The 23701-nt window shown below is 48.2% G+C and carries 23 protein-coding genes, 1 riboswitch and 1 other annotated feature (1 of these 25 only partly in view); of the genes, 6 read left to right on the plus strand and 17 right to left on the minus strand.

Translation table 11 applies throughout. The annotated features are described in order from the left end of the window. Positions 1-114: a binding site (T-box leader), on the minus strand; it reaches 107 nt to the left of the window's first position. Positions 115-152: 38 nt separating this feature from the next. The 3 genes from ACRPK8_RS01225 to ACRPK8_RS01235 all read right to left on the minus strand — a co-directional run bounded on the left by ACRPK8_RS01225 (position 153) and on the right by ACRPK8_RS01235 (position 3273). Next, a complete protein-coding gene (locus tag ACRPK8_RS01225; protein WP_432236563.1) occupies positions 153-797 on the minus strand; it encodes an HAD family hydrolase in 645 nt (214 codons plus the stop codon). Between the two features lie 82 nt (positions 798-879). Next, positions 880-1914, minus strand: a complete 1035-nt coding sequence (locus ACRPK8_RS01230) for a peptidoglycan bridge formation glycyltransferase FemA/FemB family protein (RefSeq protein ID WP_432236564.1) — start codon at positions 1912-1914, stop codon at positions 880-882. Positions 1915-2094: 180 nt separating this feature from the next. Beyond that, positions 2095-3273 (minus strand): MDR family MFS transporter, encoded by a 1179-nt coding sequence (locus tag ACRPK8_RS01235; RefSeq protein ID WP_432236565.1) that lies wholly within the window; start codon positions 3271-3273, stop codon positions 2095-2097. Between the two features lie 156 nt (positions 3274-3429). Here ACRPK8_RS01235 and ACRPK8_RS01240 point away from each other — a divergent pair, with 156 nt between their 5' ends. Further along, positions 3430-4026 carry a class I SAM-dependent methyltransferase gene (locus ACRPK8_RS01240; protein WP_432236891.1) on the plus strand — a complete coding sequence of 199 codons (597 nt, stop codon included), beginning with the start codon at positions 3430-3432 and terminating at the stop codon, positions 4024-4026. 454 nt (positions 4027-4480) lie between these two features. Here ACRPK8_RS01240 and ACRPK8_RS01245 read toward each other — a convergent pair whose 3' ends face one another. From ACRPK8_RS01245 to metK, 3 genes are all read right to left on the minus strand, one after another. After that, positions 4481-5185, minus strand: coding sequence for an alpha/beta hydrolase (locus tag ACRPK8_RS01245; protein ID WP_432236566.1), 705 nt, complete (start codon positions 5183-5185; stop codon positions 4481-4483). 77 nt (positions 5186-5262) lie between these two features. Further along, entirely contained in the window at positions 5263-5751 is a 489-nt protein-coding gene (locus tag ACRPK8_RS01250; RefSeq protein WP_432236567.1) for an N-acetyltransferase family protein, read from the minus strand. 138 nt (positions 5752-5889) lie between these two features. Then, positions 5890-7098, minus strand: coding sequence for a methionine adenosyltransferase (metK, locus tag ACRPK8_RS01255; protein ID WP_432236568.1), 1209 nt, complete (start codon positions 7096-7098; stop codon positions 5890-5892). Positions 7099-7226: 128 nt separating this feature from the next. Continuing rightward, a riboswitch (SAM riboswitch) is annotated at positions 7227-7353 on the minus strand. Positions 7354-7587: 234 nt separating this feature from the next. Here metK and pckA point away from each other — a divergent pair. Continuing rightward, entirely contained in the window at positions 7588-9156 is a 1569-nt protein-coding gene (gene pckA / locus ACRPK8_RS01260) for a phosphoenolpyruvate carboxykinase (ATP) (protein ID WP_432236569.1), read from the plus strand. 29 nt (positions 9157-9185) lie between these two features. On the opposite strand, the gene ACRPK8_RS01265 is transcribed toward pckA, so the two are convergent. The 9 genes from ACRPK8_RS01265 to ACRPK8_RS01305 all read right to left on the minus strand — a co-directional run bounded on the left by ACRPK8_RS01265 (position 9186) and on the right by ACRPK8_RS01305 (position 19340). Further along, entirely contained in the window at positions 9186-10439 is a 1254-nt protein-coding gene (locus ACRPK8_RS01265) for an EAL and HDOD domain-containing protein (RefSeq protein ID WP_432236570.1), read from the minus strand. Positions 10440-10589: 150 nt separating this feature from the next. After that, positions 10590-11345, minus strand: coding sequence for an alpha/beta hydrolase family protein (locus tag ACRPK8_RS01270; RefSeq protein ID WP_432236571.1), 756 nt, complete (start codon positions 11343-11345; stop codon positions 10590-10592). Continuing rightward, entirely contained in the window at positions 11317-11790 is a 474-nt protein-coding gene (gene ytkD, locus ACRPK8_RS01275; protein WP_432236572.1) for an RNA deprotection pyrophosphohydrolase, read from the minus strand. The genes ACRPK8_RS01270 and ytkD overlap by 29 nt, the downstream gene beginning before the upstream one ends. Before the next feature lie 172 nt (positions 11791-11962). Next, positions 11963-13312: a glucose-6-phosphate isomerase gene (locus ACRPK8_RS01280; protein ID WP_432236573.1), complete on the minus strand. Its 1350-nt coding sequence runs from the start codon at positions 13310-13312 to the stop codon at positions 11963-11965. A 113-nt stretch (positions 13313-13425) separates the two neighbouring features. Next, positions 13426-14592: an iron-containing alcohol dehydrogenase gene (locus tag ACRPK8_RS01285; protein WP_432236574.1), complete on the minus strand. Its 1167-nt coding sequence runs from the start codon at positions 14590-14592 to the stop codon at positions 13426-13428. 136 nt (positions 14593-14728) lie between these two features. Beyond that, positions 14729-15121: a S1 domain-containing post-transcriptional regulator GSP13 gene (gene yugI / locus ACRPK8_RS01290; RefSeq protein ID WP_012371159.1), complete on the minus strand. Its 393-nt coding sequence runs from the start codon at positions 15119-15121 to the stop codon at positions 14729-14731. A 432-nt stretch (positions 15122-15553) separates the two neighbouring features. After that, positions 15554-16597: a ribonucleotide-diphosphate reductase subunit beta gene (locus ACRPK8_RS01295; protein ID WP_023469115.1), complete on the minus strand. Its 1044-nt coding sequence runs from the start codon at positions 16595-16597 to the stop codon at positions 15554-15556. Then, positions 16566-17054, minus strand: a complete 489-nt coding sequence (locus ACRPK8_RS01300; protein WP_432236575.1) for a flavodoxin domain-containing protein — start codon at positions 17052-17054, stop codon at positions 16566-16568. Before ACRPK8_RS01300 ends, ACRPK8_RS01295 begins: the two co-directional genes overlap by 32 nt. Positions 17055-17072: 18 nt before the next feature. Continuing rightward, positions 17073-19340, minus strand: a complete 2268-nt coding sequence (locus ACRPK8_RS01305; RefSeq protein WP_432236576.1) for a ribonucleoside-diphosphate reductase subunit alpha — start codon at positions 19338-19340, stop codon at positions 17073-17075. 461 nt (positions 19341-19801) lie between these two features. On the opposite strand from ACRPK8_RS01305, the gene ACRPK8_RS01310 reads away from it, so the two are divergent. The 4 genes from ACRPK8_RS01310 to ACRPK8_RS01325 are packed head-to-tail and all read left to right on the plus strand — an operon-like array spanning position 19802 to position 22583. Further along, positions 19802-20041 (plus strand): NifU N-terminal domain-containing protein, encoded by a 240-nt coding sequence (locus tag ACRPK8_RS01310; protein ID WP_432236577.1) that lies wholly within the window; start codon positions 19802-19804, stop codon positions 20039-20041. Between the two features lie 57 nt (positions 20042-20098). Continuing rightward, positions 20099-20893, plus strand: a complete 795-nt coding sequence (locus ACRPK8_RS01315) for a glycosyltransferase family 2 protein (protein WP_432236578.1) — start codon at positions 20099-20101, stop codon at positions 20891-20893. Between the two features lie 5 nt (positions 20894-20898). After that, the gene (locus ACRPK8_RS01320; RefSeq protein WP_432236579.1) at positions 20899-21396 is read left to right on the plus strand and encodes an Lrp/AsnC family transcriptional regulator; all 498 of its coding nucleotides are present in this window, start codon (positions 20899-20901) and stop codon (positions 21394-21396) included. Continuing rightward, positions 21393-22583: an aminotransferase gene (locus ACRPK8_RS01325; protein WP_432236580.1), complete on the plus strand. Its 1191-nt coding sequence runs from the start codon at positions 21393-21395 to the stop codon at positions 22581-22583. The genes ACRPK8_RS01320 and ACRPK8_RS01325 overlap by 4 nt, the downstream gene beginning before the upstream one ends. Before the next feature lie 49 nt (positions 22584-22632). Here the strand turns inward: ACRPK8_RS01325 and ACRPK8_RS01330 are convergent, their stop codons facing one another. Both ACRPK8_RS01330 and ACRPK8_RS01335 read right to left on the minus strand, forming a co-directional pair. After that, complete coding sequence (locus ACRPK8_RS01330) at positions 22633-23511, minus strand: MazG nucleotide pyrophosphohydrolase domain-containing protein (protein WP_432236581.1); 879 nt, start codon at positions 23509-23511, stop codon at positions 22633-22635. Continuing rightward, on the minus strand, positions 23486-23671 hold the full coding sequence (locus tag ACRPK8_RS01335; RefSeq protein WP_432236582.1) for a hypothetical protein: 186 nt from the start codon (positions 23669-23671) through the stop codon (positions 23486-23488). Before ACRPK8_RS01335 ends, ACRPK8_RS01330 begins: the two co-directional genes overlap by 26 nt. Positions 23672-23701 lie beyond the last annotated feature (30 nt).

A 23701-nucleotide genomic window follows, 5' to 3' on the forward strand; every position in this document is an offset into this window, starting at 1 on the left:
GATTTCACGAAACGTGCTCCCTGACGAGTTCACGGCTGTTACCGACTGGTTCGCACCTTCCACCAGCTCTCTTGACGGCACCTTACCCCTACTGCTTCAGTTCGTTGCATTTGACTATCTTTTCCTAGTGTAATCTGTTTCTTCCTCAAGCGTCAACGCTTCCGTAAAATTTCCTCGATTTCTGCATGCGATCGCGCAATATGATCTGCTTGTTCCAAGCGTTGCGCTGGCATCCGGTCATCAAGAAGGGCAATCACTTCCATGCCTGCCGCTTTTGCTCCGATCATCCCGTTTGCAGCATCCTCGATGACGAGACAATTCTCAGGTGTATGCCCGAGACGTTCTGCTGCCAGTCGAAAAATCGCAGGATCCGGCTTCGAACGGACGACTTCTTCCCCACTGACATAGTGCGTGATCGGCAGTTCATAATGACGGATGACCCGTTCGATTTTTTGAAGCGAACTCGAGGAGGCAATCCCGATGTCATATCCGAGAGCTTTCGCTTGTTGCATCACGTGTTTAACTCCTATCTTCAGTCCGCATTCCTCCGGTATCGCATGGACTTGAAACCGTCGATGTTCCTCTTCGAGCAAACTAACAGCCGATTCCTTCAATTGATGCTGATCGACCAGTTCCTCCCACATTTCATCCCCCGTCTTGCCCATGAATGTTGCATACTGAACAGGATCAAGCGGAATCGATAATTCCTCGAACATTTGCTGGTGAACTTCAAAATAGCGAATTTCACTATCTAAGATGACACCGTCCATGTCGAAGATCAGTCCTCGTTTTTTCATGATACATCCCCTCCATTCATCTAGATGATGTCAGCATATCAAAAAAACGACTACCCGATGTAGTCGTTTTTACGTGCGTCATTTAAAGAGTTGCTACTTCAACGGCAGGTTGCCGATAGGCAGGGAAATAATCCGAATCGGCATCTGACCCGTATCGTACACATAACTGATCGTATATGGCTGGCTGAAAGATGGATTTTCCTTGATGGTACTCAAATAAACGATACCCGGTGTAACGGCATTTACTCTCAAAGAGACTATCCCGTTCTTGATATCCACCGCCGAGATGTTGCTCGACGAGCCCCCTTGCTTTCGCTTGAAGGACCGCTTCATACTCGAGTCGCTGATTCGGAAATAGTTTCGCTTCGTCCCGTTTACAGCCAATCAAATGACCATGGGCATATTCTTTTCCGAGCAATACGAAATATCCGCCGACCGGTTCGCCGTTGAATTCAGCAATCAGTAATAACGGTTCGCAAAGCGGATTGCGCTCGAACAATTGTTCAAAATATGTCGCGGTAAAATAATAATGCGCTGAAGCATTCTTCCGGTCCATCGTTTCGTGATACAACGCTAAAAAAATAGGTAAGTCTTCTTTTGTTCCTGTTCTGACGGTTAACGACGTGGCCAGTGATTTCCGAATCATACCTCTCGTTTTCTTGTGAAACGTCTGCATGATTTCTTCTAATGAGGGGCGTAAATCAATGCTCGTCGTATGACGGATGAAGGACACTTTCGTCCAGTCCTGCATGAATCGTTCATTTCCTGTCAACGGATTAAAGCGAATCATTTCCGAAACGACCGCCTCTTTTTCCGCCCACTTCTCAAATAACCGACGTGCCTGCTGCATCTCAGGCGTAGTCAAGTGGCCCACGATTTCAGGTCCACCGTAACCGTAAGGCGTAATGAGATCCGAATAGGATGTATCAAAAATGCGACGTTTTAAAAAGGGATAGTACAGGGTGCCGGCGTCGCCTTTATAGACGAACAGCATGGCTTGTTCAGACGGTCTAGCGTTGAGCATGACGTACTCGTAACTGTAGAAGATATCCAGCGGCTGTTGCTGTACGTGTGTCGTCCAAGTTGCAGCATCTGTGATGAATTGACACCTTTCCATTCGTGCACCTCCAGTCAAAAAGAAGCAACGTTCACATGACCCTTTCTCAAGTTCTTGATTAGAAAATACCCGTTTCCTTTCCGAAATATTCCAAATTGATAAATGTTTATTTTATGATTTTTGATTGAATGGCGTAACAAAAAGACAGCGAAGCACTGTCCGCTGTCTTTTGAATAACGCTTATGGTGTAATTTTAGGAATGGCACGAAGAAAGACCACACCTGCTAAGAGAATCAATCCAATCAACGTCAGGAAGACCGCAGACATACCGGATAAATCATAGATCAATCCTCCAACAGTCGGACTGATCATCCGCCCTGCTGAAGCAGCAATATTGACGTACCCTTGGAACTCGCCTTCTTTTCCGATTGGTGCGAGCCTTGCCGCCATGGCGGGCACTGCTGGCCAAATGAACATCTCACCGATCGTCAAGATGATCATCGCTACGAGGAACATTTTGAATCCGCCTGCGAACGGAACAATCAGATAAGAAAGAAGGAAGATTCCTGTACCCGTCATCAATTGCCGCTTCAAATCGTCTCCAAACCAACGCAAGATCGGGGTGAGTAGCGGCTGGGCAAAGACGATGAGTGCTCCATTGATCGTCCAAAGAATCGAGTACTCGGAAATCGTGACACCGAGTGATTTCGTATGGACGGCAAAGGTACCTTGCCACTGCACATACACGAACCAAAGTAAGGCATACCCGATCGAGACGAGCAACATCGTCCGTGCCGCACCGCGTGCAAGGGGTGTACGTGTCGTTTCAGTCTCGTCATGAGTCGCATGCATCCGAGCCGGCGCCTGGATCCAGGACAATCCGATAAATAAAATGATGGCAAACGCGATATACAATACGAGATTAGCAATGAAGATGTACTGAATCGAGAAGGCGGCGATTTGACCGCTGACAGCTGTCCCAAGGGCTACACCGACGTTTTGTGCGACATAGATTGCATTAAAGGCACGACGCCCACCTTCCGGCCAAATGACACCCGTCATCGCATAAATCGTCGGGAAGACCATCCCGCCGACGAACCCGATCAAACCAAGCATTGCGACATATCCGAGATACGTCTGGTGAAACAACAACAGACCGACGGAAGACAGGACAAGTCCGATGACACTGATGACGAGCGTTTTCTTCCCACCGAGCCGGTCAAAGGCTTTCCCACCTAAATAGTTGCCGACGATGGCGAGGCCCGAGTTGACGAACAACGCCATTCCCGCCTTCGTCATCGATTCTCCTAGATATTCATGAATATATAATGTATTAAACGGCCATAAAAAAGAGGATCCCGTCGTATTGATAGCCATCGCAAGGACGAGGATCCAGACCGCTTTTGGTAATTTTGGCATACCCGTGGTCCTCCTATTTCATTCTCAACCTTGCCACTTTACGCAATCCCTCCCCCACCTGTCAAGCCACTTCACTTTTCGTCAATGATTCAAAAGATGGTATAATGCAGGAGGAATCATACACACGATGATCATGTATAAAGAGAAAAACAGCCCATAGGAACAGGAGTCTATGCCATGTCACTTGCCCGTGTACTACCTTATACGAAACAATTACTCGAGTCCGTCATCGAATCCGGCGATTGCGTCGTCGACATGACTGCCGGAAATGGTCATGATACACAGTTTTTAGCAGAATGCGTCGGTCCAGAAGGAAGGGTTCTCGCGTTCGACGTCCAGGCACAAGCGATCGAAGAATCGACGCGACGTCTCGACGAAGCGGGAATGTTAGCACGCGTCGACCTTTATCATGAGAGCCACATCCATGTCGGTGCCCGTCTATCGGACGAACAACGTCCTGTTCGTGCCGGCGTCTTCAATCTTGGCTATCTTCCCGGAAGTGATAAATCGATCACGACGACAGGGGAAGAGACGCTTGAAGCACTCGACGCCCTCCTTCCTGTCCTCGCCCCTGGCGGTCTTGTCGTCCTTGTCGTCTATCACGGTCACCTCGAAGGAAAACGAGAGCGCGACGCCGTGCTTGATTACGTGACGGCTCTTGATCAGCAGGATTACGCCGTCCTTCAGTATCGCTTCTTGAATCAACAAAACCATCCACCGTTCATCATCGCGATCGAGAAAAAAGTACGCTGACGATATGACACAAAAAAGTGATGCCTTTTTTTAGAGGCGTCACTTTTCAGATTGTAGACAAAAGGGCTGACTCCCCCAAAAATGACGCGTCCTTTCACGCCCTTTCCTCAGGCGAGACACAAGCCCGTTTTCCCGCTCCATTCGAGCAAGAAAACGGGTCTCGTTCGTCTCTGACAGCACAAAATTGCGCTTTTTCCTGTAGGAGTTGCGTGTAACGCGTCATTCTTCTTTATACCTGGAAGGGGGATCAGAGAAGCGTTTTGTTCACTCGACATCGCTTCCTAGGGAAAAACAAACAAGAGCGACCCTGCAGCGAAGCGAAGCGGCGCGATGCTCGTCCCAGGAAAACGATTCGAGACGAACAAAAAAGCACAATCCTTCTCGTTAGAGAAAAATTGCACTTTATCTTCAGTCTCAAGTGATGCCCTTTAGACGGGGCATCACTTTTGTTATCTCACTCTTCCACAAGCTTAAAGAACAACATTAATTTTTCCGCGAATCGTGTATTCAAGCGTTCGAAGCTGAAATGCGGAAAACCATGCAACCGTTGTAAGTAAATCTGATCGCCACCCATCTTTCGGCATACTTCGAGTGTCAATTTGACGTCTGCGAATTGATCGTCCGGCGCATAAAAACAGGCCAAGTTGACACGAGGTAGTTTTTTCCGCTCCTCGTCATGCATGACGATCTCTTCTTCGATTTCCCGGTACTGTGCATACGTCAATTCACCGATGCGAACAGTATCTTCCGTACTTTGACCAAACGGTAACGTACCGAGTGGTGCATCCGGACGGAAACGATCGAACGCACTCGCGAAGACTTGTTTGACACCTCCGAGTTGTTTCGACGGATGCCAATCAAACAACGGTGAAATGAATGCCAGGCTTGCGACCGGTAGTTCATATTCCTGCAGGAGACGATTGACGACAAGTGCGCCCATGCTACAGGCGACGATATGAATCGGTAGCTTTCGTTTCCCCGCTTCCCGCAAGGCTTCTTTCAATAATTGACCATGCTCTTCAAACGAAATGCGACGCGGCGCGTCAACGAGTAACACCTCGTACTCTCGTTCAAGTACCCGAATCAAAGCCTCACTCGGACGGGCACGCAGTTGTAACGGATAGACTAATACGATGATTCCTGTTGGTTGCTCAACCACAAACTCACCTCTTCACTTCATACTTCCCTTATAGTAACGTAAGCGGATGATGTTCACTACCGTCCCAGGACGGATTTTCATGACGCGGCAAGACGCAAACGAATCACTGATTCCACTTGTCCAAAGACTTCTTCCGTCATCTCACTCAGTTCCTCAAAACCGAATGAAGTCAAGAACTGACGCGCTTTATAGTTACGTGCCTCCACGTAGACTTCAAGTGGAACAGCCCCTTTGCGTTCGAGTTCGCGAATCAGACGTCGTCCGATACCATTTTGTTGATACTTCGGAAGGACATACAGACGAATGATTTCCCACGTTCCTTCGACATCAACGGCATGAATGAAACCGACGATCTCACCCTCGATGATTCCGACATAAAAATACTCTCCCCGCGCTTCTTCCGCAGTTCGGATTGCACGAACAACCTCCTCCTGCGGATATGCTTCCTGAACGAAATGGGCTTTTGAGCGTTCGGAATAAATTTCTTCGTACGTATCCAACCAAGATGTGATGGCGATGTCATGAATGCGTCCTGCATCCGCCGGTACGGCTTCGCGTATCTCCATAATCGGAACCCCCCTTTATATTCAAACGAATCGACACATCTTCTTTTACCCTCTTCTAGAAAAAACATTCGTTTCCTGCAAAGTTGCCCGGAAACAAAAAAAGTCCGAAAACCCGTGTAGGGCTTTCGGACATCATGCTTATGCGAAACGTTTTGCTTGTTCTTCAAGAGCTGCCGCTTTATCTGTTTGCTCCCATGGAAGCTCAACATCTGTACGACCGAAGTGACCGTATGCAGCTGTTTGGCGATAGATCGGACGACGGAGATCAAGCATGTTGATGATTCCAGCCGGACGAAGATCGAAGTTTTCAGCGACCAATTCGACGAGTTGTGCTTCAGGAAGTTTTCCTGTGCCGAATGTATCAACCGCGATTGATACAGGGTGCGCTACACCGATTGCGTACGCGAGTTGAACTTCTGCTTTGTCTGCAAGACCTGCAGCAACGAGGTTCTTCGCGACGTAACGTGCTGCGTATGCAGCTGAACGGTCGACTTTTGTTGGATCTTTACCTGAGAATGCGCCACCGCCATGGCGTGCATATCCACCGTACGTATCAACGATGATCTTACGACCTGTTAATCCAGCATCTCCTTGTGGTCCGCCGATGACGAAACGACCAGTCGGGTTGATGAAGAATTTCGTTGCTGCATCGATGTATTCCGCCGGGATGACCGGTGTGATGACGTGTTCTTTCAAGTCCGCTTGGATTTGCTCAAGCGTGACTTCTTCCGCGTGTTGTGTCGAGATGACGATCGTATCGACACGAACCGGCTCGTTGTTCTCGTTGTATTCGACCGTGACTTGTGTTTTTCCGTCCGGACGAAGGTAGTCGAGTTGACCGTTTTTACGCACTTCTGCCAAACGGCGTGCGAGACGGTGCGAAAGTGAGATTGGAAGTGGCATGAGTTCTGGTGTTTCTTTCGTTGCATAACCGAACATGAGACCTTGGTCTCCTGCTCCAATTGCATCGATTTCTGCATCAGACATGCTACCTTCACGTGCTTCAAGCGCTTGGTCGACACCAAGAGCGATATCCGCTGATTGCTCATCAATTGATGTCAAGACAGCACACGTATCTGCGTCGAAACCGTATTTCGCGCGTGTGTAGCCGATTTCACGAATCGTTTCACGGACGACTTTCGGAATGTCGACGTAAGTGGATGTCGTGATCTCACCTGCAACGAGAACGAGACCTGTTGTAACAGAAGTTTCTGCTGCAACACGTGCGTTCGGATCCGCTGCGAGGATGGCATCAAGAATTGAATCTGAAATTTGGTCACAGATTTTATCTGGATGACCTTCAGTGACTGACTCCGACGTGAATAGTCGGCGATTAAGGTTTGTCATGTATGACCCTCCCAAAAAAGAATTTGACGGTGTACTCATTTCCCCTAGTTGAGTGGGACGGTAAAATGAAAAAAACCCTTCCAAGTCCAAAAAATGGTCAGGGAAAGGTTGTGCGTTCTTCCTTTACCCTCTTATCGTTCGAAGTGTTTACTTCGCTTCAGGAGAGCACCTTTTCCCTCATTAATATATTGATTAATGTAGGACGGTTGCCGGGTTTCTTCGGGCCTTGTTCCCTCCACCTGCTCAGAATAAGAGTATCCGTTACGAATTACATGATATAAAGTTGTACCTACTCTGTCAAGCAAGGTTTCAAATTCTAGTCGAAACTTTTTGAAAGAGATGTTAAACTGTTAATGCTGAAAGCGTTTCCAGATAAATAGAAATCAGCATCAGAAAATGATTGCTCTCTCTTTAGTATGTCATATATAATAATTGTGTCATACTAAATACGATGAGCCAAAACCAACGTAGGGGAAAGGTGGGGTCAGGATGCCGATGACGGTCCTGAATATCGAAGAACTACTCAAGAAAGAGCATGTGTTCAAACAACTCTCTGTTGCTGAACTTGTCGAACATGCGATTCGAAATGAAGAAGGTGTCCTTGCCGAGAACGGCGCATTATCTGTAGAAACGGGGAAATTTACAGGTCGTTCACCAAAAGATAAGTTCATCGTCCGTGATTCTTCCTGCGAGTCTCACATCGATTGGGGTCACGTCAACCAACCGATGGATGGAGACAAATTTGAACAATTGCTGCAAAAGGTTCTTCGTTACATGAACGAAGCTGACCGGCTCTACTACACAGAAGCCGCAGCAGGGGCAGATACGCACTTTACCCTTCCGGTTCGTGTGCTCACACAATATGCCTGGCATAATCTCTTTGCCAAACAGCTCTTCTTACGCGAGTATCCCGAAGTGGCTGCTTTTGAACCGTTCACAGTCGTCTACGCGCCGGAATTCAAAGCCGATCCTGCCGTTGACGGAACCAACTCCGAAACATTCATCGCGATGTCGTTCGAACACCGGATTGTTTTGATCGGCGGAACGGAGTATGCCGGTGAGATTAAAAAATCAATCTTCTCTGTCATGAACTACCTCTTGCCACAGGAAAACGTTCTTTCCATGCACTGCTCGGCAAACGTCGGACACGAAGGGGACGTCGCCCTGTTCTTCGGTCTATCCGGCACTGGTAAGACCACCCTTTCTGCTGATGATAGCCGTCAATTGATCGGGGACGATGAGCACGGGTGGTCGCACGATGGTGTCTTCAACATCGAAGGTGGCTGTTATGCGAAGACGGTCAACCTGTCTCGTGAAAAAGAACCGCAGATTTTTGATGCGATCCGTTTCGGAACCGTTCTTGAAAACGTCATGCTCGACGAAGCACGTCATCCTGATTACGACGATACATCGTTGACGGAAAACACACGTGCCGCTTATCCGATCACAGCGATCGATAACATCGCTGTTCCATCGCGGGCCGGTCACCCGAAGACGATCGTCTTCCTGACGGCTGATGCGTACGGCGTCTTGCCTCCGATCAGTAAGTTGACGAAAGAACAAGCGATGTATCATTTCCTCTCGGGTTATACTTCAAAACTCGCCGGGACAGAACGTGGCGTCACGGAGCCGGAAGCAACCTTCTCGACGTGCTTCGGTTCACCGTTCCTTCCACTGATGCCTGAAAAGTATGCAACGATGCTCGGAGAATTAATTGATCGCCACGGTGTGACCGTCTACCTCGTCAACACAGGCTGGACAGGCGGTGCTTACGGGACAGGTAGCCGGATGAAGCTTTCGTATACCCGGACGATGGTCAACGCTGCCGTCAACGGCACACTCGCGACAATTCCAACAGAAGAGCACCCGATCTTCGGACTGCATATGCCACTTGAAGTTCCTGGTGTACCAAGTGAATTACTCAACCCAGTACGCGTCTGGTCGAATCCTGACGAATACGACACGCAAGCGCGTTCGCTTGCCGAGAAATTCCAACACAACTTCCTTCGTTTCGAAAGTGCGACGGATGCGATCAAGTCAGCCGGTCCACGTCTATAAAAAAAAGAGCCCTCGGGCTCTTTTTTTGTTTACACGATAGAATCAGATTCTTCCTGAAGATGTGCTTCTTTTTGCAAGAGCCATTCCTGACTTTCCGCAAGCAGTTCGTAAGCCCGTGACGTCGTGACACCTAAACGTTGACTCAGAAGTTCAAACTGATCAAAATCACCGCGGTCGGCACTGATCGCTAGTACTAAACAATCACGGAACGGATGATCTTTCCCTTGCAAGACGACCTTCAGAGAATCCTCAATCGGCAGTTGATCGATGATGTCGTCGATATCAACGGATAACAACGCGTCAATATGCGACAACAATCCGATCATGTAGGCACTTTCTGGCTTGAGCGTCCGAGTTTCTGTTGCGAACAACTCGCAGAGCTTCGCGCAATGTAAAGAAGACCGTAGCAATTCATTTGACCATTCAAACGGACTTGCTAGTTTCATCTCACGTAGGACAATCAATGAAATCCAGCTTTTGAGTTGTGAGAAGCCGAGGAGTGAGATTGCTTGCCGGACGGAACTGACTGTATTGCGTAAGCCCATCCCCGGAGAATTGATCAGTTGTAGTACTTGAATGCTGATATAAGGATTGGCTTCAATCTCATCCACGACCTCATCATATTTTTCATCCGTATCGAGCCATTTCAGCATTTTCAATAATGCCGGTAATTGGGGAGGGACGGCTTTTCCCTTCATTAGCATCGGCTTTGCATAAAAGTATCCCTGGAACCAGTCGTACCCCATTTCAAGACACCGCGTATGATCCTCGTGTGTTTCGACCCGTTCGGCAAGCATCTTGATATGAGGATAATTCCGCCGGACGATATGAAGGATGGCACTTTGTTCACGAGGGGATATCGCTTCGATGTCGATTTTAATTAAATCGATCAAGGCGAACAATTCCGCTCCATGTTGACGAAGCAAATCCGTTACAAAATCATCCAGTGCCAACGTAAAACCGGCTTCTTTCCAATTGTGCAGAATCGATAACATCTCTCCATCGATTTCGACGGTTTCTAAAACCTCGATGACGAATCGTTCCGGATCCAAGTAGTGAATCAGGTCACTTCGCAATAATTCTGCCGTAAAATTAACGAACAGTTTTTTTCCTTCAGCCACATGATCCACACCCATATGTACAAGCGTATTCGTCAATACATCCATCGTTGCGAGATCCCCGTCAAATACACTCATCTGTTTGACCGATCGATACAATAACTCGAATGCATCAACCGCTCCAATTCGGTCAACGATGGGTTGCCGTGCCATCAAAATATCCATCGTCCTCTTGCCCCCTCCATAGTCTTCAGATGGTATCTATTATATCAAAGTTTACTTTTTAGGAAGATTATTGTTTTTTACAACGTATCAATATTCCGTCTGATTTGGCGAATGGTAAAAGCCGGTACGATATTCATCGGACCGGCAATTTCATCGATTATAGTAGCCACTCTCAAACCAGTTCAATACATTTTGCGTCACACGTAACTTTTCGTGAATCGGAAATTGATGCGCATAGGCATAGGTCTGAAGTGTCGTCTGCACGGGGTGACGCGCAGCGTAAGCCGTTGCATGCCGTAAGCGGACGTTTTCATCATACGCACCGTGAATCAACAACACCTCACCTTGCGGGGCAACATGAAGCGGTGAACGCACCTTGTATGCTTCAGGAACAGTATCTGGTGTACCTCCCGTATAGCGCCGCAGCATCTTTTGCATCGTCTTCTGCTCCTCATACGTCCATGTCAACTCGGTCACTCCTGCCCACGACACTGTTCGGGCAACCGGACGGTGATGCGCCAGCAGCAACGCCATCTGTCCACCACGAGAAAATCCGAATGCGTGAACGCGCGAGACACGTTGCTGCAACCAGTCGAAAGCACTGCATGCGTCATCCACGTCGTGATGTCCGAAGTCTTCTTTTCCCGTTCCTCCTAAATTCCCCCGATAGAAAGGTGCCATGACGAAAAATCCGGCTTGTGCGAAAGCCATTAATCGTGTCGTTCGGACCATGCCGATCGAACGTGTTCCACCACGCAAGTAGAGAACTCCCTGTCCATTCGCAACTTGCGGCAACACGATATACGCACCGACGCGCTCTCCGTCCGCTGTCGTATAGAACATCCGAAATGTTCGAAACGGACCTTGGCGCGGAAGTTCAAACCAATCGGCGTTCGCTAAGTACACGAAGTGTCTCCGGAAGGACACGGTCCTTCATCATGAAGCTGTATTGCCGATTCGTATCGAGCCGATCAGGGAGTTCTTCGAATAAAAAGGCACCGTCTGTTTCATCCACGGCTAGATGGGAGGATAACGATGCTATCTCGGCAAAGTAGATATTCTTGATGATCGTGTCCCCTTTTCCGGCAACACGGTATTGTCCGATATAGGATAAGGAACCGATTTGCCCTCCGGTTTCCTCCATCACTTCGCGTCGTGCAGCCTCTTCTGCTGTCTCGCCGGGTTCGACCTTCCCACCCGGAAATTCATACCCGCGCTGCTTATGATGGGTCAGCAACCATTTCCCTTCGTACACGGCAATGACCCAGACATGCAGGGGACGATCCGAGAACGGATGGTCCTCAAAACTTAGTTCCACCTGATTTTGATAATAATCCAAGAATGTAATCACGTACGTGCACCTCATTTCTTCTTCTAATTTCACTTTACCTGTTTCACAGGTTTTCTAAAAGTGAAAACGCCAGGAAAGGCTCTAAAACTGGAAAATGATAGCTGTTTGTCATCAAGCGAACACAAAAAAACAGCCGATGTTCCAAAAAGGAACGATCGACTGTCATTTCGCCTTACTTCAAACGTGCTTCAAGTTCTGCTTTTTCAGCTTCGAATCCTGGTTTCCCAAGAAGAGCGAACATGTTTTTCTTGTACGCTTCGACGCCCGGCTGATCGAATGGATTCACGCCGAGGAGGTAACCACTCATCGCACACGCTTTTTCGAAGAAGTAGAACAGGAATCCGAGGTGATACGGTGTCATCTCTGGAAGTTCGACCGTCAAGTTCGGTACTTGTCCGTCCGTGTGTGCGAGCAACGTACCTTCTGCTGCCTTATCGTTGACGAATTGAATCGACTTGCCGGCAAGGAAGTTCAATCCATCGAGATCCTGAGCATCTTCTTCAACCATCAATGCATGACGCGCTTGACCGACTTTGATGACTGTCTCGAACAGATCACGACGGCCTTCTTGGACGTATTGACCCATCGAGTGGAGATCCGTCGAGAAGTCGACTGCTGCCGGGAAGATCCCTTTGAAGTCTTTTCCTTCTGACTCGCCGTACAATTGTTTCCACCACTCCGATACGTAATGGAGTGCTGGTTCGTAGTTGACGAGAAGCTCGATTGTCTTCCCTTTCGCATAGAGGGCATTTCGGACGACTGCGTATTGATACGCTTCGTTGTCCGCTAGGTTTTCGCTTGCGTAGCGCTCTTGTGCGTCACGTGCCCCTTGCATCAACTCTTCGATCGAAATACCAGCTGCTGCGATCGGCAACAAACCAACCGGTGTCAGAACAGAGAAACGACCACCGACATCATCCGGAATGACGAATGTTTCGTACCCTTCAGAGTCTGCGAGTGTTTTTAATGCACCGCGTGCTTTATCCGTCGTTGCATAAATCCGGTGTTTCGCTTCTGCTTTACCGTATTTCTCTTCCATGAATGCTTTCAAGAGACGGAACGAGATTGCTGGTTCTGTCGTTGTACCCGATTTTGAGATGATGTTGACCGATACATCTTTTCCTTCGAGAACTTCGAATAGATCATGCAGATACGTTGAAGAGATATTATGACCGGCATAGATGATTTGTGGTGCTTTGCGCTCTTCTTTTGATAACAAGTTATGGAACGAGTGTCCGAGCATCTCGATCGCAGCACGCGCTCCGAGATATGAACCGCCGATTCCGACGACTAACAACACATCAGAATCCGACTTGATTTTTTCTGCAGACGCTTGGATGCGTGCGAATTCCGCTTGATCGTAGTTCGTCGGAAGATCTACCCACCCTAAGAAATCACTTCCTGCGCCAGTTCCTGCATGAATCGCATGGTGAAGCGTCTTTACCGTCTCCGCCATATGATCTACTTCATGTTGACCTACGAATTGTAGGGCTTTCGAATAATCAAAACGTACTGTTGACATGCCATCGTCCTCCTTATTCATTCGCAACGAAATGCGACCTTCCTTTTCATTAAAACGCAAGAAGGAAGGTCGTTCAAGTCTTTTGTGAAATGATTAGCAAATGTTACAGGGTCTTATAGGGCAGCTGTCACGATTTGACGCACATCGTCGTTTCCAAGCGATTTGAAGTTACCGAAGTCGCCGCGTGTCATCGCTGACTTGACGATTGAATCAACTGTATCTTCTTTGATGTCGTAATCGGCAAGACGGTTAGGTGCACCGAGTGATGTCCAGAAAGCGCTGATTGCGTCGATTGTCGCATGTGCTGCTTCCATCTCTGATTTTCCTTCCGTATCAACGTTAAAGACGTTTTCACCGAGTGTCACGAAACGGTGTGCATTTGATTCGTCAAGCACGTGGCGCATCCAGTTCGGGAAAAGGATCGCGAGTCCACCTGCGTGCGGGATATCGTGAACAGCTGAGACAGCGTGCTCGATGTTGTGTGATGCCCAGTCGCCGCGCGCGCCCATTTGAAGAACACCGTTGAGTGCCATCGTACCAGCGAAGAGAATCGTGCCACGAAGTTCCACGTTCTCGAGATCGTTGACGAGTTTTGGTGCTGCTTCAACAACTGCTTTCATGACACCTTCTGTCATCCGTTCTTGGACCGGTGCATGTGCAGGGTGGAAGTATTGCTCGAGGCAGTGACTCATCATATCGACGATACCGTAGATTGTTTGATCTTTCGGTACGCTGACTGTGTATTTCGGATCAAGGATTGAGAATGTCGGGAACGTAAGCGGGCTACCCCAACCGTATTTCTCTTGTGTTTTCCAGTTCGTGATGACCGATCCCGAGTTCATCTCAGAACCTGTTGCGGCAAGCGTCAAGACTGTTCCAAATGGAATGACCGTTTCCGGTGTTGCCTTACCGATGACGAGATCCCATGCTTCACCTTCATACGGGATACCAGCAGCGATCAATTTCGTGCAGTCGATGACGGAACCGCCACCGAGTGCAAGTAGTGCATCCACGCCTGCTTCACGGGCGATTTTGATACCGCGCTCCGCTGTCTCGATACGTGGGTTCGGTTCGACACCGTCGCATTCGACGTACTCGATTCCTGCCGCGTTGAGTTCACGTGTGACATCATCATAAACGCCGTTCCGTTTGATACTGCCGCCACCAAAGACGAGCATGACTTTCTTTGCATCGAGTGCTTCGAGTTGTGGTTTCAGTTGGCTGACTTGACCGTCACCAAAAATAAGTCTCGTTGGATTGCGATATTCAAAGTTTTCCATCTGTGTTGCCTCCTCAATAAGTAATGAACACCTTACATTATCCACACATTCCCCTTTTGCATCTAATTTAATGCTTGTCGTATGTAAAATTTGCGCAAAAAAAGAGAACCGACCGATGCCGATTCTCTCATGTGGCTTATTTTTGGAAGTTTGATTTTTCAATCCATTCTTCCAATTTACCTTTAAGAACGTTGAATCCAGGTGCTTCTTCTTGTTTGAAAGCAGGACCTGCATCGCGACGTCCAGCGTTTTTGCGTGGACCTTTCGCACGTGCTTCACGTTTTGGAGCTTCCTGAGTTGCTTTGATCGAAAGCTTCATTTTTTTGTTAGCTTCGTCGATGTCGAGAACTTTAACAGTTACTTCATCGCCAACTTTTACGTAATCGTTGATGTCTTTTACGTAATCGTGTGAGATTTCTGAGATGTGGACGAGACCTTGTGTTTGCTCGTCAAGTGCTACGAAAGCACCGAAGTTTTGAATACCAGTTACTTTACCAGTAACGACTTGGTCTTTTTCAAAGTTTGCCATAATGTATACACTCCCTAACTAAATTCATCAACTTATAATAACACACTTTTCTTGTATCGTAAAAAATATTTTTGGAATTTGTTTATTTTTTATTTCACAAGGGAACATTTTAATAGCAAGACTTCAAGTATTCCCCCTGATTCTGCCGAACTTTCCGAGTTCGGCCCTTTTTTTGTTCTTTTGCTCAATTGACCTGAAGAAATCAAGAAAAGTAATATGTGAGATCTTTAAAAGCTGATCAGACAATTCATTAAAAACGGACAGTCTCGGTCTGCTCGCTTTCCGCGGACAAGCCCTCATGCCGCTTCAGATGCGTCGCATCTTCCAGGGTCATAATGACTTGTTTTTCCGCAGGAGTCGAGCAAGACCTCACCTGTCCTAGACTAAAGGAAATATAGAGTAGAAGCAATCATCAATTGCTCTATTTATCATTTATAGATCATCGAATCCATTCGCATCCGTTACTTTCGCATACGAACGTGATTTTTGTTCGAAGAAGTCCGATTTCGTCGCGTTCATCGAATCATCCGAATACGCACGAATCCATGGCATGACGTCTTCGTCGTGCCCTTCATAGAGATCCGACAAACCGATGACGCGAAGACGTTTGTTTGCGAGATATTTAACGTAGTCACGCATTTCACTGACATCAAGACCGTCTAGATCACGCAAGACATATTCGCTCCACTCGATTTCAAGATCAACGGCACGCTTGAACGTGTCGTAGACGAATTGTGTGAAGGAACCATCGGCATCGATTTCTGGATGCTCCGACAGGACAGCACGTAACAATTGGCTGATGAAGTACGAGTGTTGCAGTTCATCCCGTTGAATATAGCTGATCATCGTCGACGTCCCGACCATCTTTTGGTGACGCGCCAAGTTATAGAAGAAGGCAAAGCCTGAATAGAAGTTGATGCCTTCGAGGACGATTGAAGCAACGAGCGATTTCGCGAAGTTTTCTGGCGTCCGGTCATTTTGGAAATCTTCGTATAAATCAAGAATGAATGCATTACGCTTCATGACCATGTCGTCGTCTTTTGCAATATCGAAAATCCGGTTTTGTTCAGCCAATGGAACCAAGCTGGATAAGACGTAGCTGTATGATTGATTATGAACGACTTCCTGTTGCGCGACGATTGCGAGAATCGCGTGAACGGATGAATCTGACGTGAACATCGCTGATTCCAAGATATAGCGTGTCTGAACCGAGTCAAGGATCGAGAGTAGACCGATGATCCGTTTGAAGGCATCCTGTTCCCGTTCGCTTAATTGATTCCACTGCTGCATGTCTTTTGACATCGAAATCTCATCTGGAATCCAGAAGTTTGATAACAATTGTTTATAGATCGAATAAAACTGTGGATACGCAATATCGTTCCAGTTGACGATGGCACTCGTTTCGCCACCGATGATCGCTGTCGCGCGATTCGGATGACGTGCATCAAGCAGTTTGATTTTTTGTAGCTGTTCCATGTGCTTCGACTCCCTCTTGCTGTAATTGAAGAATGGTCCGTTTCGTCCATTCCTTGACGAGATGTGGGCGATTGCGCGGTGACTGCTCGATTTTCAACAGTTCTCCGGCAAGCGGCACCCCGAATTTCGAGAGGTGATACGCCATCTCATCGACGGCGCGACAATATTTGACGAACATCTTATCCCCCGTTCCAAACACGGCCGCCTGCGGAATCGCATGCGAACTCTCCTTTAGAACGGTTCTAAGGCAGTCGCGCATATCGTCGGGCAATTGTCCATCTCCCCACGTATACGAACCAAAATAGACGATATCATAAGGCGTTAACTGATACGTCGTCACTTCGTCCGCAAACAACATCGTCGGCTCGATTCCCATCTCAGAACACGTCTTTGCGACGAGTTCTGCCACCTCCTCCGTGTTTCCACTCAATGACGCGTATACGATTGCTGCCTTCATGATATCGTCCTCCTTCTCTTATGATGAACACGATTCACATTCGTCGATCTCAACCGTCGTCGAACGCGTGTAGTAGATCGTCTTCATCCCGAGTTGCCATGCTTCCATATGCATCTCGAGTAACTCTTTTGCTTTGACGTTATTTTTCACGTACAGATTGAAGCTGATCGCTTGGTCGATGTGACGCTGACGCGACGCATTTTGACGAATGCTCCATAGCTGGTCAATCTCAAACGCCGATTTATAGAACCAGTTCGTTTCCGGTGTTAAATCTGGAACCGTGACTGGAATCTTATAGTTTTTCTTCTCTTCCGAGTAGACTTTTTTGTAGATTGGATCAATCGATGCCGTACTACCAGCAATGATCGCTGTCGATGAGTTCGGTGCGACTGCCATCAAGTATGCGTTACGCATTCCGTACGCCGTGATGTCCGCTTGGAGACGATCCCAATCGAGCTCATCCGTCGTTTTATAGTGACGACGTTTGATGTACTCACCTGTTTGCCATTCCGATCCTTCGAAGAGACGGTATGCCCCTTTTTCTTTTGCGAGCTGCATCGACGCATCGATCGTCAAGTAAGCAATCTTCTCGTAGAGGCGGTCAGCGTATTGCACCGCTTCGACCGATTCCCAACGGATGCCTTCGAGTGCGAGCAGATGGTGCCAGCCGAACGTTCCAAGACCAACGGCACGGTATTTTTGGTTCGTTAGTTGTGCTTGCGGGACGTCGATCGTATTCAGATCGATGACGTTATCAAGCATCCGCATTTGAATTGGAATCAAGCGCTCTAAGACGTCAGAACGAACAGCTCGTGCCAGCGCGATCGATGACAAGTTACAGACGACGAAGTCCCCTGGTGTCTTCGTGACGATGATCTTACCATCTTCCGTGTACTCTTCCGTCACGGTCGTCGGGCTCATGTTCTGCATGATTTCCGAGCAAAGGTTTGATGAGTAAATCATACCTGCATGTTTATTCGGATTCGCACGGTTAACGGCGTCACGGAAGAACATGTATGGTGTCCCTGTCTCAAGTTGCGAACGCATGTAGCGTTTGACGAGGTCAATCGCCGGAACTGTTTTTTTGCTGAGACGCGGTTCGTTGACACACGCTTCGTATCGTTCTGTGAAGCTGCCCCCTTGTTCCGTCTCATCGAAGTAATCTTCGAGACTGAAGCCCATGACGGTCCTGATTTCGTGTGGGTCAAATAAATGCCAGTCTTCCCGTGCTTCAACAGCACGCATGAAACGGTCCGGTAAGTTGACGCCTGTGAACAAGTCATGTGTCCGAAGGCGCTCGTCTCCGTTGTTGAGCTTCGCGTCCAGGAATTCGAGAATATCTTTGTGCCAGATGTCGAGATACACCGCAATCGATCCTTGACGCATACCGAGCTGATCGACGCTGACTGCCGTGTTGTTCAGTTGCTTCATCCATGGGATGACACCGCTTGAAACACCTTTGAATCCTTTGATGTCTGAACCGCGTGAGCGAATTTTCCCCATGTAGACGCCGATGCCGCCGCCACCTTTAGAGAGCGTCGCCACGTCCGTGTTCGAGTCGTAGATACCGCGTAGCGAATCATCGACTGTATCGATGAAACATGAAGAAAGTTGACCGTAAGACTTACCAGCATTCGAAAGCGTCGGAGTCGCAACTGTCATGTAGAGGTTCGACAATGCCCAGTAAGCTTCTTTGACGAGTTCTAAACGGCGTTCCTGCGGTTCGTTTTGCATCAGTGTCATCGCGATGACCATGAATCGTTCTTGCGGTAGCTCGTACAAGTTTTTGACGTGATCACGTGCGAGGTACCGGTCTGCCAGTGTTCGAAGACCGATGTATGTGAACAAGTGATCGCGGGAAGGATCGATCGATGCCGACAGTTCGTTGATGTCTTCTTTCGAATACGCATCTAGTAAATGTTTCGTGAAGATGCCGATTTCTGTCAGTTTTTCAATCAGCGTATACAGCGAGCCATATCGTTCTTCCGCTGCATATCCGCGATTTTCACCTGCTTCCAGGTATAACCGGTTTAAGTAAGTCGCTGTCGCTACGAATGTCCAGTTCGGCTCTTCTGCCTTCAACATATCGAGTGCGTGCATCGTTAACAGTTCATAGACTTGATCTGCTTGTAAGGACTTCCCTTCAAGCGCTCGGATGGCACGTTCTGTATAGCGGTCGATATCGAGCTCCGGATACGTTTCCGTTGCCTGCCGAATTACGACATATACGTCTTCTATTGTCATTGCACCTTTGAAGATGCGTGCTGTATTCAGTGGAGATGCCACTATGAACCACTCCCATTCTCTATCGTTAAACAGGTTCGCATTACACAATGAAATACGATAAACTAAAAAAAGACGCCCTACATATAGAAAGGACTCTACAAGTATCACTCTATATATAGACGTTTTAGACGTTTTTAAACCTGTTTATGTACAAGATATAGGTTATCACTGAAATTCAAAAAAATAACCCCTTGCTTTGAAATTCAGGTCAAACAATTTGAAAAAGGCACCGTGACGCCTTTTGAGATATATTGAGATAGTGAGCAAAACAAATTATAAGTTCATAAGAACCTTTAAAAAAAGATGATGCTTTTATCCTATTTCTGATGAAAATTTTCTCTTCGAATTTTCTGATATACTGGATATATCGATCTTCTGTTTAAAAGAAGAGGGATTGAATGTATCCAACACGAAAAGATGACATATGAACCGTTCGTATGTACATTGAAAGGAGCTTATCTATGCAAGTCGATTACACACCAAATCCGAATTCCGTCAAAATCACGCTCGAGGAACAACGCTTCGGCGCTAAAAGTACGAGTGTCAAAAAAGAAGATACACCTGAAGATGCGTTGCTCGCATCATTGATTACGATTGATGGAATCGACAATTTATTCGCTTACGGTGATTTCGTCACCGTGACGAAAGAGCCTTCAGCTGAGTGGAACGAACTGCTTCCACGTATCGAAGCACACATGTAAAAAAACAAGCAGACACCTGTTCCTGAACAGGTGTCTTTGTTCAAGGAGCGATTACTGATGCCAACCGTATCCATCATCATCCCGACCTACAATCGTCCGCGTGAGCTAGCAGAAGCGCTAGAGGCGTTGACGCGACAACACTATCAGGACTTCGAAGTCATCATCTTGAATAATAACGGAGACGATGTCTCGGCAGTGACGGCTGCGTATCAGGATTGTCTGCAACTGACATACGTCGAATTGCCAGAAAATCATCATGTCCGCGCTCGCAACCACGGCGTCACACTCGCTTCCGGTCGCTACATTTTACTTCATGATGACGATGATCTTCTATTACCGAGCCATATCGAAGAAGCGGTCGGTGATCTTGAAGCCGGTGCCGATCTGACCTATACGGATGCGGAACTCTTTACGTATCACTGGGAAGGCGATCGCCGCGTAGCACTTGATTGCGAGCCGTTTGCGTATCCGTATGATTCGGAGACGATCCGGGAAGACTCGACGTATATTCCGTCCGGATCGCTCTACCGTAAATCGCTTCACGATCAGCTCGGTCCGTTTGACGAAGACGTCTTCAATTACTGGGACTGGGACTGGATTTTACGCGTCGGTAAAGATCATTTAATCCTGCATCCGGCTCGCGCAACCGTTCTGTACGCCTTCAATCCGTCCGGCAATCATGAGTCGGCGCGACAGGACGCAGCGCGACGCGTCTATTTTGACCGTCTGGTCGAAAAACACCAACTCCCGACACGCGAAATGAAGAACTTCCATATCGTCCAAGAAGAAAGACGCGCACGATTGCGACAGACACGTCGGACATTCAATGGTCAATTGACAGAAAGTGAGTGAATTTTATGTATACGGAAAAACAACTTGAACTGCTGACACTACTCTCACAAAACGGACCCATGGATGTGACCTTGCTTGCTCAGATGCTCGACTGGGAAGCAGCAGAAGTAGCCGCTTCGATCGAAACATTTAAACGCGACGGTGTCCTCCTCGGCTACACTGCCGTCATCGATTGGCAAAAGATCCATGCCCATCATGGTGTGACAGCGTTCATCGATGTCAAAGTCACACCGAAACGGGGTCGCGGGTTCGATGAGGTTGCCGATCGCATCCATCGCTTCCCGGAAGTGACATCTCTTTATCTGATGTCCGGAGCATATGACCTGCAAGTCGTTTTAGACGGTAAATCGTTACAGGAAGTGTCTCAATTCGTCTCCGAAAAATTATCGACGCTCGACTCTGTCATCTCGACGACGACCCATTTCCGCTTGAAGACATACAAGCATGACGGGGTTCTTTTCAGTCAGGATGATGAAGATAAACGATTGAAGGTGTCTCCATGAAATCATTATCCGAACGCGTCGAACAGCTAGCCCCATCCGGCATCCGTCGTTTCTTTGATTTAGCCGGATCGATGGAGGACGTCATCTCCCTCGGTGTCGGTGAACCCGATTTCGTCACGCCATGGAATGTCCGGGAAGCGAGTTTTGCCGCACTCGAGCAAGGCTACACGGCATACAGTGCCAATGCCGGTTTACTCGAGTTACGTCAGGAAATCGCACACTACATGCAAGAGAAATTCGCCATCTCCTATTCGACGACGGAAGAAATCATCGTTACGACAGGTGCCTCGGAAGGTCTTGATCTGGCGTTTCGCAGTCTGATCAATCCGGGGGATGAAGTCATCGTCGTCGAACCGGCATTCGTCTCATATGCTCCGTTGATTGAACTTGCCGGAGGAATTCCAGTCGCCGCTGCCTGTCATGCAGAAGATGGTTTTGCGATTCAACCGGAAACGATTGAACAGCTCTTATCAGATAAGACGAAAGCAATCATTTTCTGTTTCCCTTCGAATCCGACAGGTTCAACGATGACGCGAGATCAACTCGCTGATCTCGCCCTGCTCGTAAAGAAACATGACTTATACGTCATCAGTGATGAGATCTATGCGGAGTTGTCTTACGAAACCGAAGCCGTCTGTTTTGCGACCCTCCCCGACATGCGGGAGCGGACGATCGTCATCAATGGTTTCTCGAAAGCATTCGCGATGACAGGGTGGCGACTTGGCTTCACTTGCGCACCGCCTGCCATCACACAATCGATGCTGAAAGTTCATCAATACGGGATGATGTGTGCTCCGACACTCGTCCAATTCGCAGGCATTGAAGCGTTGCGTTCACGCCATAAGACGGTTCCTGACATGGTGACGAGTTATCGTCAACGCCGAAACTACTTCGTCAAAGCGCTAAACGATGCGGGTCTACCGACACATCTACCGGGTGGTGCCTTCTATGCCTTCCCGTATATCGGTCATACCGGACTGACGAGTGAGCAGTTTGCAGAACAGCTATTACTCGCTGAACGCGTCGCCGTTGTTCCGGGATCCGTCTTCGGCGCAAGCGGCGAAGGATACGTCCGGGCGAGTTATGCGAGTTCGATTGAACAACTGCAGGAGGCGATCGCTCGCATCCAGCGTTTCATGAAAAAATGGCAGACGCAAGATGAGGTTACGTCGTCTCATTCACGGTAAGTCCATGACAAATAAGCCGCTTGCTCACAAGAGCAGGCGGCTTTTGAATTCAATCCACATACAAAACAAGGAACATCCGATGGTCATCTTCCGCATGATACGGAGAGACAGGACCAAGTTGTGGCGCGAAGACCTCCAGCCGATACGGTGAATCCTTGAAATCAAGCGGTGTGCGTTCTTTGATCAGGCGTCCTATTTGATCCGCTAGTTCTTTCACCTCGACCAAACTACGCGACCGTTCCATCGGCGCCTCAAAGACGAATGCTTCGATTCCCTCGACCTTCGCACAGCGAAGGAAACGTCGGAGCGATGGAAGCGCCGTCTCTATATTCGCTTCTAGTGTACAGTCATCCTCGTAAACTGGTGCTCCCCAGAGGCGTGCCTCGCTTCCTGTCGCACTCCGGAAATGATCGATTGTCTTTTCCGTAATCGGATCACGCGTCAAGGCAAACCGTGTTTTGTCCCGCTTCAGATTTTTTTCATTCGTCCGGTCGATTTCCGTCAGTAAATCCAGGTCTAACGGACGTGCTAAACGGAACAGCTCCCGTTGCAGACGTGCCAAGGAATGACCAATCGGAATGATGGCATCTTTCGCTTTCGGTGGTTTATCCCCTTCATACCCATTCATGACACGTGCGATTTGTCCGGCTTCATGCACGAGTCGATAAAACGAACCACCTTGATCATCGCTTGCCGTACCGAGTGTCTTGTGCTGGGCTGCTAGATCCGTTGCGTATTGATTGGCAAGACAGGTCGAAATCATCAAGACATCAACGAGTTCCGCACGAAGTGCCGCTTCATCTTGTTGCTCCAGCGCTTCTCCGACCTCACCGATTTCCTCCGTCAAACGCGCGAGTCCCGACAACGGTCGAAAATACCCACCGAGTGAGCGGATCGTCGCATCAACCTTTTGTTGTAGTATCTTCATCTGTTCCATTTGTCTGCTCCTCCACGATTGCCTGACGTACGCGTTGTTCCGTCTCTTGCTTGACCCGTTGCGCGAACATCTGATTTTTCTTCCATTCCCGGATTCCAACGGTCGTCGCAGCAATCAACGCTGCAAATAATCCAACTTCTCTTTTCTGCACTCAGTTCTCCTCCTTTTGAATGACTCGCAA

The sequence above is a fragment of the Exiguobacterium sp. TDN 0502 genome (assembly GCF_050846835.1).
Lineage (GTDB): Bacteria > Bacillota > Bacilli > Exiguobacteriales > Exiguobacteriaceae > Exiguobacterium_A.